The organism is Buttiauxella sp. BIGb0552 (assembly GCF_004366275.1).
In the GTDB taxonomy this organism is placed as follows: Bacteria; Pseudomonadota; Gammaproteobacteria; order Enterobacterales; family Enterobacteriaceae; genus Buttiauxella; species Buttiauxella gaviniae.
Genome location: NZ_SODY01000001.1, coordinates 937,675 through 954,130 on the forward strand (window position 1 = coordinate 937,675; position 16,456 = coordinate 954,130).

The window sequence follows — 16,456 nt, forward strand, 5'->3', positions numbered from 1 at the left end:
TGGATATCCCGCCCTTATTTAAACTGTTTGAGGAAACGTAAATCATTTTCGAAAAATGCACGCAAATCGGTTACGCCGTAGCGCAGCATGGTTAAACGTTCCATGCCCATACCGAAAGCAAAGCCTGAATAAACTTCTGGGTCGATACCAACGTTACGCAGAACGTTCGGATGCACCATGCCGCAGCCTAATACTTCCAGCCATTTACCATTTTTACCCATTACATCAACTTCTGCGGATGGTTCGGTGAACGGGAAGTAGGACGGGCGGAAACGAATCTGCAAATCAGCTTCGAAGAAGTTGTTCAGGAAATCGTGAATCGTGCCTTTCAGGTTGGCGAAGTTGATATTGGTATCAACAATCAAGCCTTCCATCTGATGGAACATTGGCGTGTGTGTCTGATCGTAGTCGTTACGATACACGCGGCCCGGCGCGATAATACGAATCGGCGGCTGCTTGTCTTTCATCGTGCGAATCTGAACGCCAGAAGTCTGGGTGCGCAGTAAACGAGTTGCATCGAACCAGAATGTATCGTGGTCAGCACGAGCTGGGTGATGGCCTGGGATATTCAGTGCATCAAAGTTGTGGTAATCATCTTCGATTTCCGGGCCAGTAGCTACGGTGAAGCCTAACTCACCAAAGAAGCTTTCAATACGGTCGATGGTGCGAGTAACTGGATGCAAACCACCATTTTCAACACGGCGGCCAGGCAGTGAGATATCGATAGTTTCTTCGGCCAGGCGAGCATTCAGTGCCGCACTTTCAAGTGCATTTTTGCGAGAATTCAATGCTTCCTGCACTTTCTCTTTGGCTTCGTTAATTACTGCACCCGCAGCTGGGCGCTCTTCTGCTGGCAATTCACGCAGGGTGGTCATCTGGAGGGTCAGATGACCTTTTTTCCCTAAATACTCGACGCGTACGTTGTCTAACGCGGCAACATCCTGGGCCTCGTTTATGGCGGCCGTTGCGTTGGCAACCAGCTCTGCGAGATGTGGCATGGTATTCCTCTTATGCCGGCATAATTACCGGGGTAGTTGATCCGTATACAAAGATAAAAAAGGATGCAAAAAAAAAGCCTCCTAATGGAGGCTTTCGGCGCTATTTTTCGTTTCTTTTCTTACGCGCAAAGCCCCCTAGTTCAGGTGCTAAAGTAAAAAAAGAAACGGAAAATAGCAGCATTCATGCTTGCAGTTACCTTATTGAGCAGTGTTAAACATTACCGTTAGAAATTAAAAGAGGGAGCAAGCTCCCTCTAATAACTGGCTTACGCCAGAGCTGCTTTCGCTTTTTCAACTAGTGCAGTAAATGCCACTTTGTCGAATACGGCGATGTCAGCCAGGATCTTACGGTCGATTTCAACAGAAGCTTTTTTCAAGCCATTGATGAATTTGCTGTAAGAGATCCCGTTCTGACGAGCTGCAGCATTGATACGTGCAATCCACAGCTGACGGAATTGACGTTTACGTTGACGACGGTCACGGTAAGCGTATTGGCCAGCTTTGATAACAGCCTGGAAAGCAACGCGGTATACGCGTGAACGCGCACCGTAGTAGCCTTTGGCTTGTTTAAGGATTTTTTTGTGACGAGCACGTGCGATAACACCACGTTTTACGCGAGCCATATTAGCTCTCCTGTTCTATATTCTGAATTAATTAAAAAGTGCTACTTATGCGTACGGCAGGCAAGCGATGACCAGGCCCAGATCCCCTTTGGAGACCATACCTTTCGGACGCAGGTGACGTTTACGCTTAGTAGACTTTTTAGTCAGAATATGACGCAGGTTAGCGTGCTTACGCTTAAAACCACCACCGGCGGTCTTTTTGAAGCGCTTAGCGGCGCCGCGTACAGTTTTAATCTTTGGCATTTAATAACTTTCCACTTCGCATTGTTAATAAAACGAACCAGAAGGCGAACAAAACTCACGAGGCCGAAACCTCGCGAGAACTGTTACTTGATGGCCTTACTGTTTCTTCTTCGGAGCGAGCACCATGATCATCTGGCGGCCTTCGATCTTCGATGGGAAGGATTCGACGACTGCCAGTTCACTCAGATCGTCACGGACGCGGTTAAGCACTTCCATACCAATCTGTTGGTGAGCCATTTCACGACCGCGGAAACGCAGTGTGATTTTAGCTTTATCACCCTCTTCCAGAAAGCGAACCAGGCTGCGGAGTTTTACCTGATAGTCGCCATCATCGGTACCAGGTCGGAATTTGATTTCCTTGACCTGAATAACTTTTTGCTTTTTCTTCTGTTCCTTAGAAGATTTGCTTTTTTCGTAGAGGAATTTGCCGTAATCCATAATGCGACAAACAGGCGGTTCAGCATTAGGACTGATTTCAACTAAATCAACCCCAGCCTCCTCGGCTTTTTCTAAAGCTTCATTCAGACTGACAATACCAATAGGTTCGCCGTCTAAGCCTGTCAGACGAACTTCTGTGGCACGAATTTCTCTGTTTATGCGATTAGGACGCGCCGGTTGAACTCTTTTTCCGCCTTTAATAACTCTATTCCTCTAGTTGATTAAGATTGCGACTGCGAATTTCATTCTGCAGTTTTTCAATCAATTCGTTTACGTCCATGCTCCCCAAATCTTTGCCACGACGGGTACGAACAGCAACTTTGCCTGCTTCGACCTCTTTATCGCCACAAACTAACATGTAAGGGACACGACGCAACGTGTGTTCACGGATTTTAAAGCCAATCTTCTCATTTCTCAAGTCTGCTTTTACACGAATGCCTGCATTTTGCAGTTTACGGGTCAATTCTTCGACGTAATCAGACTGTCCATCAGTGATATTCATGACCACTGCTTGTACCGGCGCAAGCCAGGTTGGGAAGAAGCCCGCAAATTCTTCGGTAAGGATACCAATGAAACGTTCCATTGACCCGAGAATTGCACGGTGAATCATTACCGGAACCAGACGTTCGTTACTTTCGCCGATATAAGACGCGTTCAGGCGTGATGGTAAAGAGAAGTCCAGCTGCACAGTGCCGCACTGCCATGCACGATCCAGGCAGTCATACAGGGTAAATTCAATTTTAGGGCCATAGAATGCACCCTCACCCGGTTGATAATCAAACGGTATATTATTTTCTTGCAGCGCTACGGCCAAATCCGCCTCTGCACGATCCCACATTTCGTCGGTACCGATGCGTTTTTCCGGGCGGGTAGACAGCTTCACAACGATTTTTTCAAAACCGAAGGTGCTGTACATGTCATAGACCATGCGGATACAGCTGTTCACTTCATCGCGAACCTGCTCTTCGGTACAGAATACGTGAGCATCGTCCTGAGTAAAACCACGAACGCGCATCAGGCCATGCAAAGCGCCTGACGGCTCGTTACGGTGACAGCTACCAAACTCAGCCATACGTAATGGCAGGTCGCGGTAAGACTTCAGACCCTGGTTAAAGATCTGCACGTGACCTGGGCAGTTCATTGGCTTGATGCAGTATTCACGGTTCTCGGAAGAAGTAGTAAACATCGCATCTTTATAGTTGTCCCAGTGGCCGGTTTTTTCCCACAGCACACGGTCCATCATGAACGGGCCTTTCACTTCCTGATACTGATACTCTTTGAGTTTGGAGCGTACAAACACCTCCAACTCACGGAAGATAGTCCAGCCGTCATTATGCCAGAACACCATACCTGGCGCCTCTTCCTGCATATGATACAGGTCGAGTTGCTTACCAATTTTACGGTGGTCACGTTTAGAGGCTTCTTCCAGGCGTTGCAGATATGCATTCAGTTGCTTTTTATCTGCCCACGCGGTGCCATAAATACGTTGCAGCATTTTGTTGCTGCTGTCGCCACGCCAGTATGCACCAGATGTTTTCTGCAGTTTGAAATGATGGCAGAAACGCATATTCGGTACGTGCGGACCACGGCACATATCAACGTATTCTTCATGATGATACAGACCAGGCTTATCATCATGGCTGATGTTTTCATCAAGAATCGCAACCTTGTAGCTCTCGCCACGGTTGACGAAAGTTTCGCGGGCTTCGTGCCAGCTCACTTTCTTCTTGATGACATCGTAATCTTTCTCAGCCAGCTCGTGCATACGCTTCTCGAGCAGCTCAAGATCTTCCTGCGTCAGCGTGTGGTCAATGTCAACGTCGTAGTAAAAACCGTTATCAATAACCGGGCCAATCGCCATTTTAGTGTGCGGCCACAGTTGTTTGATGGCATGACCCAATAAGTGGGCGCATGAGTGGCGGAGAATCTCCAGGCCAGCTTCATCTTTAACGGTGATAATCGCGAGTTTAGCATCGTGCTCAATAACATCAGATGCATCAACCAGTTCGCCATCAACACGGCCAGCGATACACGCTTTTGCAAGGCCAGGACCGATGTCCAGGGCTACATCCAGCGGGCTAACAGCATGGTCGTAATGGCGTTGGCTGCCATCAGGAAGAGTAATAACAGGCATTAATAAGTCCTTATCTGCAGTGGTGACCCACACGTAAGATCACATGCAACATGTATTTTACTTTAGTTTCAATAGATTGCGTCACCTTCTCGCCTACAATTGCAAGGCCGGGTCCACAATTCCTGCGTGAATGTGCGGTTCACAACTTCACGACGGTTGAGAATACTATCACTTTAAGGAGGGTATGTCGCGTTTCGCAGTCCAGAATCATCTTGATACCGGTAATATTAACTGACTGTTTTATCCCCATTTTTTCACGCAACTATCAGTGAAAATACGTTTGTATTCTCGAAAAAGATGCAAATGAAACTAATAAGATTTTCTAAACATTGCGCTGACCAATAATTACATTATCGGTTTATAAGATTAGGAAAATAAAAAACCGGGCATCTTGCTCCGGTTTTTTATTTCATACGAATTTGAAAAATGAGCGATCAATTAGCAAGTTCGTATAAATGAAAACTAAACATCACTGGTTAGTTATTAATACCACTCGCCAGCAACCAAGGTATGGACATCAAAAGCATCATCCATTGAACGGCCAGTTGACTGAGCGCCCGGCTGGATATTTGAACCAGCTTCAATATCAGTGGCATGCCATGTATTAGATGGTGCTGTCTGCGTGGTGGCTGTAGTGCTTGTTAAAGTGGTGGTAGTTGCAGGTTGAGCTGCAAATGCACCAAATGAAATCACAGAAAGTACGACTGCTGCAGCGGTATATTTAATTGTTTTCATATTCATTATTCTCTTATTTAGTGGACCAGCAGGCATATTGCCTTACACCAAATAAGAGTAGATCCAGATCACACTTTTTCCCAGTCAATTTATTTGTCAAAGAGTTTCAAAGATACTGAATATATGTCGAAGTGATAGATTGTGGAGAGATTATGAAGGAAAAGCAGGCATATTTGATTTTATTTAAAACAAAACCATGGACCAAAATAATATTAGCACATAGTGATAAAATAAAACATTAAAGCCGGGAGTTACCCGGCTTTGCCAATTACATCTTATAACCAAGAGTAACTGCGGTACGTCTATCTGTATGCTCTGGAGCTGAATCAGGTGGATTTGAGTTCCAGGTAACGTTGTAGCCAACCCGCAAACCAAAGTGCTCATTGATTGCAACTTCAAGAGCAGTTTCAGAGTTTACCGTCGTATCCTGACTACCCAGCACAGAAACACCCTGGATAAATTTGGCGTTATCGGTCAGTTGCCAGTTATAGATACCTGACGCATAACCCAGCGGCTGGGTCTTATGCCCGCCATCTGTGTACTCGTCATAACGCACGCCAGGACCAAATTCCACACGCAGACTGTGTACCGGGCCACTGAGGAACTGACGACCATAACCTGCGGTCAGCACATCACGCGACTGATATCCGTTGTAGCGGTCTGTTAACCAGCTTGCCTGACCAAATAGATAATCGCTATCAGTCATGTTGTAACGGCTACGACCACCAGCAGCATAAGTCTCAGAAGAGCGCTCATCGTTAGAGGACGTGTTGTTTGCATTACCCCAAAGTGACCACGCGGTAGAGGTGTCGTACCAGGTCATGTTGGTGTCCGCAGTCAACGAAGAGCTTGTGGTGTTACCTGATTGCGCAAGATAACCCGCATTCAGGTTACCTTCGAACGGTTTCTTAGCGGTAGATGGGTCATCCATGACAGTGAAAACCGAATTATCTGCAATTGCAAAGTGACTCAATAGCGCACTTCCGGTCAGCAAAATTGCAGCCGGTACTGTCTTAACTAAATTCATTTAATCGTCCGTACAACATAAAAAGAAACCATCAAGGTTCCGGAATCTCTTCTGTGGATCAAATAATTATGAGCCAAGAAAGGTTACAAATTATAAAAAAGCCCGAATAACATAGCAATGAATTCTTCTTTCATTTTTTGAATAAGAGAGCTCTTAAAACATCTTTATTTTCATAAACATAGTGTTCTATTGCTTTTTACAAATCATTTGATAAATCATTGTGTTAATTGACATTCTTTGGGCTAAAACAGTGCTACGCTTTATCCCAACGCTAAATTAAGGAGGATATATGGCTCGGATTTATACATTGACACTTGCTCCCTCACTCGATAGTGCAACATTAACCGCACAAATTTACCCGGAGGGAAAACTCCGTTGCACCGCTCCAGTGTTTGAACCTGGCGGTGGCGGCATTAACGTTGCACGTGCGATTGTGCATTTGGGAGGCCAGGCAACAGCCATATTTCCTTCCGGTGGCGCGACCGGGGAACACCTTTGTGCCCTCCTGCTTGATGAACATGTCGCTATTGATACTGTTAATGCATGCGACTGGACTCGACAAAACTTACATGTTCATGCGGAATCAACTGGCGAACAGTATCGTTTTGTGATGCCAGGAGCCGCACTCACCGATGATGAATTCCGTTTGCTCGAAGAAAAAATATTGTCCATTGAACCCGAAGCCATTCTGGTTATTAGTGGCAGTCTCCCACCAGGTATTAACGTTTCTAAACTTTGCGCATTAGTAAAAGCAGCTCAAAAAGCAGGAATCCGCTGCATCGTGGATAGCTCTGGCGAAGCCTTAAAAGCAACCCTTGAAATCGGCAATATTGAGTTGGTTAAACCAAACCAAAAAGAACTCAGTGCATTAGTAAACCGTGATCTCACTCAGCCTGACGATGTGCGCCAAGCTGCACAAGAGATTGTCGACAGTGGCAAAGCGAAACGCGTGGTGGTTTCTCTTGGTCCACAAGGTGCTCTTGGTGTTGATGCCAGCGGTTGTGTGCAAGTTGTTCCACCGCCAGTCAAAAGCCAAAGTACGGTTGGCGCAGGCGATAGCATGGTCGGAGCAATGACATTGAAACTGGCGGAAGGCGCACCTTTATTAGATATGGTTCGTTTCGGTGTCGCCGCAGGTAGTGCTGCCACCCTAAATCATGGCACTCGTTTGTGCTCACTGGAAAATACGCAAAAAATCTACAATTACTTGCGTAGTTAGCGACTAAATCCTGAATGGTGGCTTGTCGTTTCGCCAAAAGTCGCCATTTCATATAGATCAACTATGCTAAAACCTTTGGGATAACAATGAGGTGAATAATGAGTAGCGGAGACATCGTGCGCTATGTTGTCACATTTAAGTTCCAGGAAAATAATCTCACGGATCTTAACGAGCTCAATAACCAACTGACACGCGGCGGTTTTTTGCTCACTATGTCAGATGACGAAGGGAAAATTCACGAGTTAGGTATCAATACTTTTGGGTTAATAAGCACATCAAGCCAGACAGAAGTTGAAGAGTTATCCCGTGGCCTTGGCCAGTTAGCACTGGGTATCGAACCCGAAGTGTCAGTAACAACATGGGAAAACTGGCTACAAGAAAGTAAATAACCTTGTTTTAAATATCATGACCGGGGATGTGCGTCAGTTCGAAGTTTGACCTGGTTAACAGCGGTAAGCTAATGATCTACCAGAAAACCTGGGGAGAAGCATCATGTGGCAAGCTATTAGTCGTCTGTTAAGTGAACAACTCGGCACTGCTGAAATTGAACAACGCACGGAATTACCCGGCGGAGAAATACATGCCGCATGGCGAATTCACTATGCCGGTCATGAGATCTTTGTCAAAAGCGATGCGCGTGAAATGTTACCCATCTTCACTGCTGAAGCCGACCAGCTTGAGTTACTTTCGCGCAGCAATACGGTACGCGTACCTAAAGTCTGGGCGGTTGGCAGCGATCGCGATTACAGCTTCCTGCTGCTCGAATACATGCCATCAAAACCGCTGGATGCGCATAACGCCTTTTTGCTGGGGCAACAGCTGGCACGGTTGCATCTATGGAGCGAACAACCGCAATTTGGCCTCGATTTTGATAATGATCTTTCCACTACCCCTCAACCCAATGCCTGGCAACGACGCTGGTCAACTTTTTTTGCGGAGCAACGCATTGGCTGGCAGTTAGAACTCGCAGCTGAAAAAGGGATCCAATTTGGTGATATCGATCTTATCGTTGATTTTGTACACCAAACACTTGCCTCCCACCAGCCGCAGCCATCATTGCTACATGGTGATTTGTGGTCAGGAAATTGCGCAATGGGGCCTGATGGTCCATTTATTTACGACCCGGCGTGTTACTGGGGAGATCGGGAATGCGACCTGGCAATGTTGCCATTGCATCCTGATCAACCACCGCAAATCTATGACGGTTACCAGTCGATATCCCCTCTTCCCACTGATTTCCTCCTACGCCAACCGGTCTATCAACTCTATACCCTACTTAACCGGGCGATTCTTTTTGGCGGCCAGCATTTAGTGGTCGCACAAAAAGCATTAGATAGAGTTCTGGCGGCGTAAATCCAATCCTCCAATGCGGGGAGACTCATCTCCCCGCATTGCCTGCTCTCCAAAACATTTCCCTATCAAAAAGCATTCTATTATTTGAATCAATAATTAACCGATTTTTATAAAAATGAATCAATACATTAATTTAATCATGAATCGGACATAATGTCCGATTGTTCATTTTTTATGTGATTTCCTCCACAGTCAATCATTTAGATTTTTATATACTATGGATATACACCAAACAATAAAAAAACAGAGGATGCCAATATAAAACAACCCACCTGAATCAATGACTTTTTAATGTTATTAAAAACACGCCATTACGATTTCGCACGTATTTTATGCGAGGGGGGGGGTATTCACCAGACACCAATAGCAATTGAGGTTCTTCATTATGTTCGGACCCTATAATCAACAGCGCCAGAAATATATCCTTTCAGAAATAAAGAAGAATCAATCCGTAAAAATTAAAGAGCTTGCAAAAATACTAAACGTTACAGAAAGGACAATACGCCGGGATATTAAGGAGCTGGAATTAACGGGAATGATTCGACCGCGTTATGGTGGTGCTGTTCTACTCAGCACTAAAGAATCCGCTCTTTATAAAAATAACCAACCTTATCTACATACAAATATGAAAATTAACTCATTTGATATGACTGTACTTTCCCCTGAAAATACGGGAAAAGTATTTGTTTTAGGTTCATTCAATACGGATCTGGTATACCGCTTGCAAAATTTTCCTTGCTCTGGTGAAACCACCCGAGCCCTGTATTCATGTTGCTTACCTGGGGGGAAAGGAAGTAACCAGGCTATTGCAGCCTGTATGGCGGGCGCACGAACAGATTTTGTCGCAAAGGTAGGTAACGATGATTTCGCCGCTAAAGCACAACAATTCCTTAACAATTTCGGCTTCGAAGCATTAACTCTTTTTACCCAACCCGAGACTCCTACCGGAAGTGCTGTTGTCATGGTGTCCGAAGAGGCGGGTGATAACGCCATTATCATCAACCCTGGTGCAAATCAGACCTTTACCGCAGATGAAATCATCAGTTGCTACGGTGCTATCAAGAAATCCAATGTTTTCCTAACTCAAATGGAAAATAACCCAGATGCAACCGCACTAGCCCTAAAATTTGCCCACTCTTGTGGAATAACCACCATTTTTAACCCGGCCCCGTGGCGCGAGGAAGTGCGCGACATGCTGCCATGGGTAAGCATTGCAACACCTAATTTGACCGAAGCCGAATCCATCACGGCCACCTCTATTCGGACAAATGAAGAGATCCTCCGTGCTGCGGAAGCTATCCACCAAATGGGGCCGCAAATTGTCATTATCACGCTTGGGAGCCAAGGTTGCTGGTTCTACGATGGCAAACAACATCGTCAAGTTCCAGCCTACCCTGCAGTCAACATTGATACTGCTGGCGCAGGAGATGCCTTTAATGGCGCGCTAGCCGCTCAGCTTGCTTGTGGCCTTAGCCTTTCAACCGCACTCAACTACGCCAGTGCATTTGCCTCTTTAGCCGTTGAACGAGAAGGTGCTGCGAATATGCCTGAGCATCACTTCGTCATTGAGAAAATAAAAAACTCAGTGAGCTAATTATTTTTAAGGGAATTAAAATGACACGGATCATAATTAGTTTGATTTTGTTAGCAACTTCATTTCTTGTACAGTCCGAACAAAAATATGGCTGGGGGAATATCCATTTTGACTATCAATCCTGGGACTCAGGCGTTAAAGATCTTGAATATGAGCAGGCTTTAATTGGTATTGAAGGCGGTATGGGTTTCGATTGGGGAGAGATGTATGGTTTTTATGATTATGAAAACATCTTAGACAAAGAAGGTAATCAGGGGCAGACCGCCAATGGAGAAATCCATACTTATTTATGGAGCAGCGGCGTAAGTCTATTTACTAAAGTGTATAATTCGCAAAGTCCCGACTTTAAAGAAACCAACCAATTTATTGGGTTAGGTTATACCGATATAAAAGGTGATGGCTGGTGGTTTAAACCATGGATAGCACGGCAATATATTACCGCCCATAATAATTTTGGCCCCGCGCATGATGTTAACGGTCTAAATGGCTTCAGTATCGGCTGGAATGCAGGTTATGCCTTCACTCTATTCAACCAGGATTTATTGCTTACCAACTGGAATGAAATAGAACTAGACCGCAACGATGATTACACAGCCAATAACTCTGGTCGTGAAGGTTTAAATGGTGGTTTAAATATCACATGGAAACTAACCAACCATATTTCAACAACATTTATGTATCGCTATTTTTATAACAAGTTGGGGGCGGATGGTTACGGAGATATTTTAATTTATCGTCTCGCTTATGACTTTTAACTTACGGAATCTATTCATATGAAAATCTCACTATGGCCGGAACTCACGCCGGTACAACGCGCAGCACTGATGTCCCTTCCGTCCGACGGCGTGATTCCTGTCGTGATGGATAGCGATACTTATAATGAAATTGACGATCAGATAGCCATCGCCTGGGCTTACCTGCATCCGGAACGTATAGACCTTCAAGCCATTTATGCCGCCCCTTTTACCAACCATTTTTTTGGCGAGGGCAATTCTCACACCTATGTTGATAATCCTGCCGTAGGAATGGAATTGAGTTTTGACGAAATTCACCGGGTATTTGAAAAATTTCCACACCGGCAGCCACTCCCAGCAATATTTAAAGGTTCTACGCGGTACCTGACCAAGAGTGATGAAATAGAAATATCACCAGCCGTAGAAGATTTAATTATTCGCGCACGCGCCGCGACACAGACGCTTCAGGTTCTCTGTATTGGTGCGCCAACTAATGTTGCCAATGCGCTACTTACTGCCCCTGATATTATCCATAAAATCCATGTTATTTGGCTTGGCGGCAACAGTTATGACTGGAAAAATAACCAAGAATTTAATCTGATGCAGGATGTTTTCGCCAGCCGCATACTGTTTGATAGCGGTGCCGCACTTACGCAAATCCCCTGCTTTGGCGTAGCCAACTGTATGGCAACCTCAGTACCAGAATTACAATTTTATCTTTCGAATACCAGTCGTTTTGGCAACTACATCGCCGAGATAGCATCACGCTGTCCGTGGATTGGCTTCGCTTCTCGCAAAGTTATTTGGGATATCACCACCGTAGGCTATGTACTGAACCCTGAATGGTTTACCTGCCAGTATCTGGCTGCACCACTGGTTAATGACAATCTGAACTGGAGTTTTGATAACCGTCGCCACCAGATTCGGGTGGTGAAATTTATCGAACGAGACGATCTGTTTAAAGATCTGTTTCGTAAAATTATTGATGCCGATAAGGAATAAACATGCGCATATTTATTCTTTGCCTATGTATTCTTGTTCTGCTGGCCATCGCACTGCTATTTTCGTCAAATCGCAGAGCAATTAAGTTACGCACAGTCATCGGTGCTTTTACTATTCAGGCATCCGTGGCGGCATTCATACTTTATGTTCCCGCTGGCGAGAGAATCTTACTTTCCATCTCTAACAGCCTTTCTGGAGTGCTAACTTATTCATCTGAGGGGATTAATTTTCTTTTTGGTGATTTAGGCCGCTTTAAAATGGGCTTCCTGTTCGCGTTTCACGTTTTGCCGATCATTATCTTTATGTCAGCACTCTTCTCCGTGCTCTATTACCTCGGCATTATGCAATGGGTGATCCGTATTATCGGTACCGCCATTCATAAGTTGTTAAAAACCAGTCCCGCAGAATCCATGGCGGCTACTGCAAATATTTTTGCCGGTAACACCGATGTATTCGTGCTAATGCGCCCCTACGCCCCAAAAATGACACGCTCAGAACTTTTTGCTTTGATGTGTGGCGGCGTTGCTTCCATCGCTGGGTCGGTTCTGGTCGGTTACGCCAGTATGGGGATTGAAATGCGTTATCTGGTTGCGGCCTCTTTCATGTCCGCGCCCGGCGGGCTATTAATGGCAAAAATTCTCTACCCGGAAACCGAACCTGACAAGGTTGCCGATATTCACATTGAGGATAATGAAAGCCATGAAGAAAGGCCGATTAACATCGTTGAAGCGGCAACTAACGGAGCTATATCTGGCCTGAAGTTAGCGGTGAATGTCGGTGCAATGCTACTGGCATTAATCGCATTGATTGCCATGGTCAATGGTCTGCTTGGCTGGGCATTTAATCTTTTTGGCGTCGCTAACATCACGCTACAACTCATATTTAGTTATCTCTTTGCTCCCATTGCATGGCTGTTGGGTGTACCTGGAGCCGAGATGCTGCAAGTTGGGAGTTTGCTGGGACAAAAGCTGGTGCTAAATGAGTTTGTTGCCTACACCAGTTTTATATCACTCAAGTCGGAACTCTCCGAGTACTCGCAAATCATCGTGATTATGGCACTGGCAGGATTCGCTAATCTGTCCGCACCCGCGGCACTGATTGGCGTACTGGGTGGTATTGTTCCCGCACAGAAAAGTTTTATCGCTCAAATGGGTGCAAAAGTCATTCTGGCAGGCACTCTATCCAATCTGATGAGTGCAGCTTTAACCGGGTTGTTTTACTTAATCGCCCACTGAAGCAAAACATTAACCGCTCTCCATCTCCAGGAGAGCGGTCTTATTAGATGAAACCCAGTAATGAAAAGAAGAAGTAGCCGATGACGATAATGATGATGGGTAAAACATAGAGCGGGAAAATTTGCAGGAAAATCGTGTGTCGTGGAACGACAATTTTTGCATCGATCTGCGCTTTCGTTAACCCTTCGGGGCCTTTTGCTTGTTCCAGAATCAATTGATCTTGCACACCTTCACGCAAAAACTTCGCCTGGCGGCTCATACGTGCCCCAGATGCCTGTAATGCGAGGCCAACAAATATCAGTGCGTAGATGACCCAGAACAGTATGTTTGCCTGCTGGTGGAACTCCGGTTGAGGCGAGTTGTACCAGAAGAAATTTAAAAATGGCGTATTGAAACGCATCATCTCAATCATGACATGAGCAAAATCCAGCATCACGGCATTAATGCCTGCCTGTTTTTCGCTATGTGCATCCATAAACTTCAAAATCGAAATCAGTGTAGAAATTACCGCCGGGATAAAAATTACCCAGCCAGCCACACGTTTGAGTACGGCAATGCGTCCAGCTTGTTGATACGTCATTCGTTCCCCTTAGTTAAGACGCAACTTGTACGCACAAAGTCTACCTTGTCCGGTGTGATTTCGCCTGAGCTTTACGGGCGAATTTCACAAAGCAGTGGCATCCTCGGGTAATTCCAGCTATTGATTAGAGATCTTATCTTTAATACATAAATGACAGGAGTCGATAAATGGCTGTTACTCGCCAAATTGTAGCTGCAATTTTTGATATGGACGGTTTGTTGATTGATTCAGAACCGTTATGGGATGAAGCAGAGCTGGAGGTTATGGCAAGCATAGGCGTAGATATTTCCCGCCGTTGCGAACTACCCGATACGCTCGGCTTGCGTATCGATCTGGTCGTCGACCTGTGGTTCTCACACCAACCGTGGAATGGTCCAACGCGTGAAGAAGTGACCAACCGTGTCATTACCCGAGCCATCTCCTTAGTTGAAGAAAAACGCCCTCTCTTGCCAGGTGTGCGTGAAGCAGTTGCATTGTGCAAAGCACAGGGGCTGAAAGTAGGTTTAGCTTCTGCATCACCTCTGCATATGCTTGAACGCGTTCTGGAAATGTTTGATCTGCGTGACCAGTTTGATGCCATCGCCTCAGCTGAACACCTGTCTTACAGCAAACCGCACCCTCAGGTTTACCTGGATGCCGCAGCAAAATTAGGTGTCGATCCCCTTACCTGTGTGACACTTGAAGATTCCGTAAATGGAATGATTGCCACCAAAGCTGCACGGATGCGTTCAATCGTGGTTCCCGCCGAAGAAAACCATGATGATGTGCGCTGGTGTCTTGCCAACGTTAAACTCCCGTCACTGGTTGAATTACGCGCTGAACACCTCCTTGGCTAATCTTTTATAAGGTGCGGGACTCCCCGCATCTTTCTCGAAATCATACCTCCGTCAAAATTATTGAAACACTATTTCATATTAATTTGAATTTCCCCCATCCCGTATCTATTCTTGATTTACACGCGCATATGCGCTTTTCCGGATACCGGGGTAACTATGATTCTCGATGCTTTTAATCTGCAGGGTAAAGTCGCTATCGTCACAGGTTGTGACACTGGATTGGGTCAGGGAATGGCGATCGGCCTTGCTGAGGCTGGTTGTGACATCGTTAGTGTGAACCGCAAAATTCCGCACGAAACCGCGCAAAAAGTGGAAGCGTTGGGGCGACGTTTTCTCGCCATCCAGGCAGATTTAAGTCAGCACGAGGTCATTCCGGGCATCATCGAACAAGCTGTGGCGGGAATGGGGAAAATAGACATTCTGGTCAATAACGCGGGCACCATTCGCCGCGAAGACGCCCTTGAATTTAGCGAGAAAAACTGGGACGACGTGATGAACCTGAACATTAAATCAGTGTTCTTTCTCTCTCAGGCGGTAGCAAAACAATTCATCAGGCAAGGTGGTGGCGGGAAAATTATTAATATCGCCTCAATGTTGTCATTCCAGGGCGGTATCCGGGTTCCCTCTTATACGGCATCAAAAAGCGCGGTGCTCGGTGTCACGCGACTGCTGGCAAACGAATGGGCACAACACAGTATTAATGTGAATGCCATTGCACCGGGATATATGGCTACTAACAATACTCAACAACTGCGTGATGACGAAGTGCGCAGCCAGGAAATACTCGACCGTATTCCAGCCGGCCGATGGGGTGCTCCCGCGGATCTACAAGGCCCAATAGTTTTTCTCGCGTCAAGCGCGTCCGATTACGTCAACGGATATACCATTGCAGTCGACGGTGGCTGGCTAGCCCGGTAAATCCGCTATCGCCGGGTAACCGGCGGTAGCAAAATGTTACGCCGTCACCTCTTCCGTCTACTGTATAAAATCCCTATACTGTATGAATCGACAGTTTTCATCCAGGTAGTATCATGACGGCGGAAGGCCATCTTCTTTTTTCCATTGCCTGCGCAGTTTTCGCAAAAAACGCCGAACTCACGCCCGTGCTTGCTCAAGGAGACTGGTGGCATATTGTGCCGTCAGCCATTCTGACCTGCTTGTTACCAGATATCGACCATCCAAAGTCGTTTCTGGGCCAGCGCCTGCCGTGGATTTCCAAACCTATCGCCCGTGCCTGCGGTCATAGGGGCTTTACACACAGTTTGTTTGCGGTGTTTGCAAGCCTTGCACTGTTCTATCTTAAAGTCCCTGAAACCTGGGTTATTCCCGCCGATGCGTTACAAGGCATGGTGTTGGGTTATTTGAGCCATATTCTGGCAGATATGCTTACGCCTGCTGGAGTTCCACTGCTGTGGCCATGCCGTTTGCGCTTTCGCTTTCCGATTGTCAGACCGCAAAAAGGCAACCAACTTGAACGCGTTTTGTGTATGGCGCTGTTTGGTCTGGCTGTGTGGATGCCGCAAAGTTTGCCCGATAACAGTGCGGTGCGTTGGTCATCACAGGTGATAATTTCAATGCAAATGACCTTCAACAGCCTTTTAAATCACCATTCAGCACAATAATTAGACGAAACTAATCAAAATGTAATAATCAATTCCTTTTGAATATAAGTGTCGTTCTAAGCTTCTGGTACGATTTACACAAT

19 protein-coding genes and 1 other annotated feature are annotated in these 16,456 nt (G+C 45.9%); of the genes, 10 read left to right on the forward strand and 9 right to left on the reverse strand.

Going from position 1 to position 16,456, the window contains the following annotated elements:
- Nucleotides 1-14: 14 nt before the first annotated feature.
- From pheS to EDF88_RS04365, 8 genes are all read right to left on the reverse strand, one after another.
- Nucleotides 15-998, reverse strand: a complete 984-nt coding sequence (gene pheS / locus EDF88_RS04330; protein ID WP_134183129.1) for a phenylalanine--tRNA ligase subunit alpha — start codon at nucleotides 996-998, stop codon at nucleotides 15-17.
- A 67-nt stretch (nucleotides 999-1,065) separates the two neighbouring features.
- Nucleotides 1,066-1,188, reverse strand: a sequence feature (Phe leader region).
- On the reverse strand, nucleotides 1,139-1,183 hold the full coding sequence (gene pheM, locus EDF88_RS04335; RefSeq protein WP_001386830.1) for a pheST operon leader peptide PheM: 45 nt from the start codon (nucleotides 1,181-1,183) through the stop codon (nucleotides 1,139-1,141). (Overlaps the previous feature by 45 nt.)
- A 76-nt stretch (nucleotides 1,189-1,264) precedes the next feature.
- A complete protein-coding gene (gene rplT / locus EDF88_RS04340) occupies nucleotides 1,265-1,621 on the reverse strand; it encodes a 50S ribosomal protein L20 (protein ID WP_000124850.1) in 357 nt (118 codons plus the stop codon).
- Nucleotides 1,622-1,666: 45 nt separating this feature from the next.
- Nucleotides 1,667-1,864, reverse strand: coding sequence for a 50S ribosomal protein L35 (rpmI, locus tag EDF88_RS04345; RefSeq protein WP_005968897.1), 198 nt, complete (start codon nucleotides 1,862-1,864; stop codon nucleotides 1,667-1,669).
- Between the two features lie 96 nt (nucleotides 1,865-1,960).
- Nucleotides 1,961-2,503, reverse strand: a complete 543-nt coding sequence (gene infC / locus EDF88_RS04350) for a translation initiation factor IF-3 (RefSeq protein WP_074392078.1) — start codon at nucleotides 2,501-2,503, stop codon at nucleotides 1,961-1,963.
- Nucleotides 2,504-2,507: 4 nt separating this feature from the next.
- Nucleotides 2,508-4,436, reverse strand: a complete 1,929-nt coding sequence (gene thrS, locus EDF88_RS04355) for a threonine--tRNA ligase (protein WP_064518256.1) — start codon at nucleotides 4,434-4,436, stop codon at nucleotides 2,508-2,510.
- A 483-nt stretch (nucleotides 4,437-4,919) separates the two neighbouring features.
- The gene (locus EDF88_RS04360; protein WP_064518279.1) at nucleotides 4,920-5,171 is read right to left on the reverse strand and encodes a hypothetical protein; all 252 of its coding nucleotides are present in this window, start codon (nucleotides 5,169-5,171) and stop codon (nucleotides 4,920-4,922) included.
- Between the two features lie 268 nt (nucleotides 5,172-5,439).
- Nucleotides 5,440-6,198 (reverse strand): DUF481 domain-containing protein, encoded by a 759-nt coding sequence (locus tag EDF88_RS04365; RefSeq protein ID WP_064518253.1) that lies wholly within the window; start codon nucleotides 6,196-6,198, stop codon nucleotides 5,440-5,442.
- Between the two features lie 289 nt (nucleotides 6,199-6,487).
- On the opposite strand from EDF88_RS04365, the gene pfkB reads away from it, so the two are divergent.
- The 7 genes from pfkB (at nucleotide 6,488) to EDF88_RS04400 (ending at nucleotide 13,335) form a co-directional block, all read left to right on the forward strand.
- Entirely contained in the window at nucleotides 6,488-7,417 is a 930-nt protein-coding gene (pfkB, locus tag EDF88_RS04370; protein WP_064518250.1) for a 6-phosphofructokinase II, read from the forward strand.
- 98 nt (nucleotides 7,418-7,515) lie between these two features.
- The gene (gene ghoS / locus EDF88_RS04375) at nucleotides 7,516-7,806 is read left to right on the forward strand and encodes a type V toxin-antitoxin system endoribonuclease antitoxin GhoS (protein ID WP_134183131.1); all 291 of its coding nucleotides are present in this window, start codon (nucleotides 7,516-7,518) and stop codon (nucleotides 7,804-7,806) included.
- A 103-nt stretch (nucleotides 7,807-7,909) separates the two neighbouring features.
- Nucleotides 7,910-8,770 carry a fructosamine kinase family protein gene (locus EDF88_RS04380; protein ID WP_064518246.1) on the forward strand — a complete coding sequence of 287 codons (861 nt, stop codon included), beginning with the start codon at nucleotides 7,910-7,912 and terminating at the stop codon, nucleotides 8,768-8,770.
- Between the two features lie 385 nt (nucleotides 8,771-9,155).
- A complete protein-coding gene (locus EDF88_RS04385) occupies nucleotides 9,156-10,364 on the forward strand; it encodes a PfkB family carbohydrate kinase (RefSeq protein WP_134183133.1) in 1,209 nt (402 codons plus the stop codon).
- A gap of 20 nt (nucleotides 10,365-10,384) precedes the next feature.
- Entirely contained in the window at nucleotides 10,385-11,119 is a 735-nt protein-coding gene (locus tag EDF88_RS04390; protein ID WP_064518242.1) for an outer membrane protein OmpK, read from the forward strand.
- A gap of 18 nt (nucleotides 11,120-11,137) precedes the next feature.
- On the forward strand, nucleotides 11,138-12,100 hold the full coding sequence (locus EDF88_RS04395; RefSeq protein WP_134183135.1) for a nucleoside hydrolase: 963 nt from the start codon (nucleotides 11,138-11,140) through the stop codon (nucleotides 12,098-12,100).
- A 2-nt stretch (nucleotides 12,101-12,102) separates the two neighbouring features.
- The gene (locus EDF88_RS04400; RefSeq protein ID WP_134183137.1) at nucleotides 12,103-13,335 is read left to right on the forward strand and encodes a NupC/NupG family nucleoside CNT transporter; all 1,233 of its coding nucleotides are present in this window, start codon (nucleotides 12,103-12,105) and stop codon (nucleotides 13,333-13,335) included.
- Nucleotides 13,336-13,378: 43 nt separating this feature from the next.
- Here the strand turns inward: EDF88_RS04400 and EDF88_RS04405 are convergent, their stop codons facing one another.
- A complete protein-coding gene (locus EDF88_RS04405) occupies nucleotides 13,379-13,915 on the reverse strand; it encodes a YniB family protein (protein WP_064518235.1) in 537 nt (178 codons plus the stop codon).
- A gap of 167 nt (nucleotides 13,916-14,082) precedes the next feature.
- Between EDF88_RS04405 and hxpB the strand changes: the two genes are divergently transcribed.
- The 3 genes from hxpB (at nucleotide 14,083) to EDF88_RS04420 (ending at nucleotide 16,373) form a co-directional block, all read left to right on the forward strand.
- Entirely contained in the window at nucleotides 14,083-14,751 is a 669-nt protein-coding gene (gene hxpB / locus EDF88_RS04410) for a hexitol phosphatase HxpB (protein ID WP_064518233.1), read from the forward strand.
- A gap of 156 nt (nucleotides 14,752-14,907) precedes the next feature.
- Nucleotides 14,908-15,669, forward strand: a complete 762-nt coding sequence (gene kduD / locus EDF88_RS04415; RefSeq protein ID WP_064518231.1) for a 2-dehydro-3-deoxy-D-gluconate 5-dehydrogenase KduD — start codon at nucleotides 14,908-14,910, stop codon at nucleotides 15,667-15,669.
- A gap of 113 nt (nucleotides 15,670-15,782) precedes the next feature.
- Nucleotides 15,783-16,373, forward strand: coding sequence for a metal-dependent hydrolase (locus EDF88_RS04420; RefSeq protein ID WP_064518229.1), 591 nt, complete (start codon nucleotides 15,783-15,785; stop codon nucleotides 16,371-16,373).
- Nucleotides 16,374-16,456: the final 83 nt, after the last annotated feature.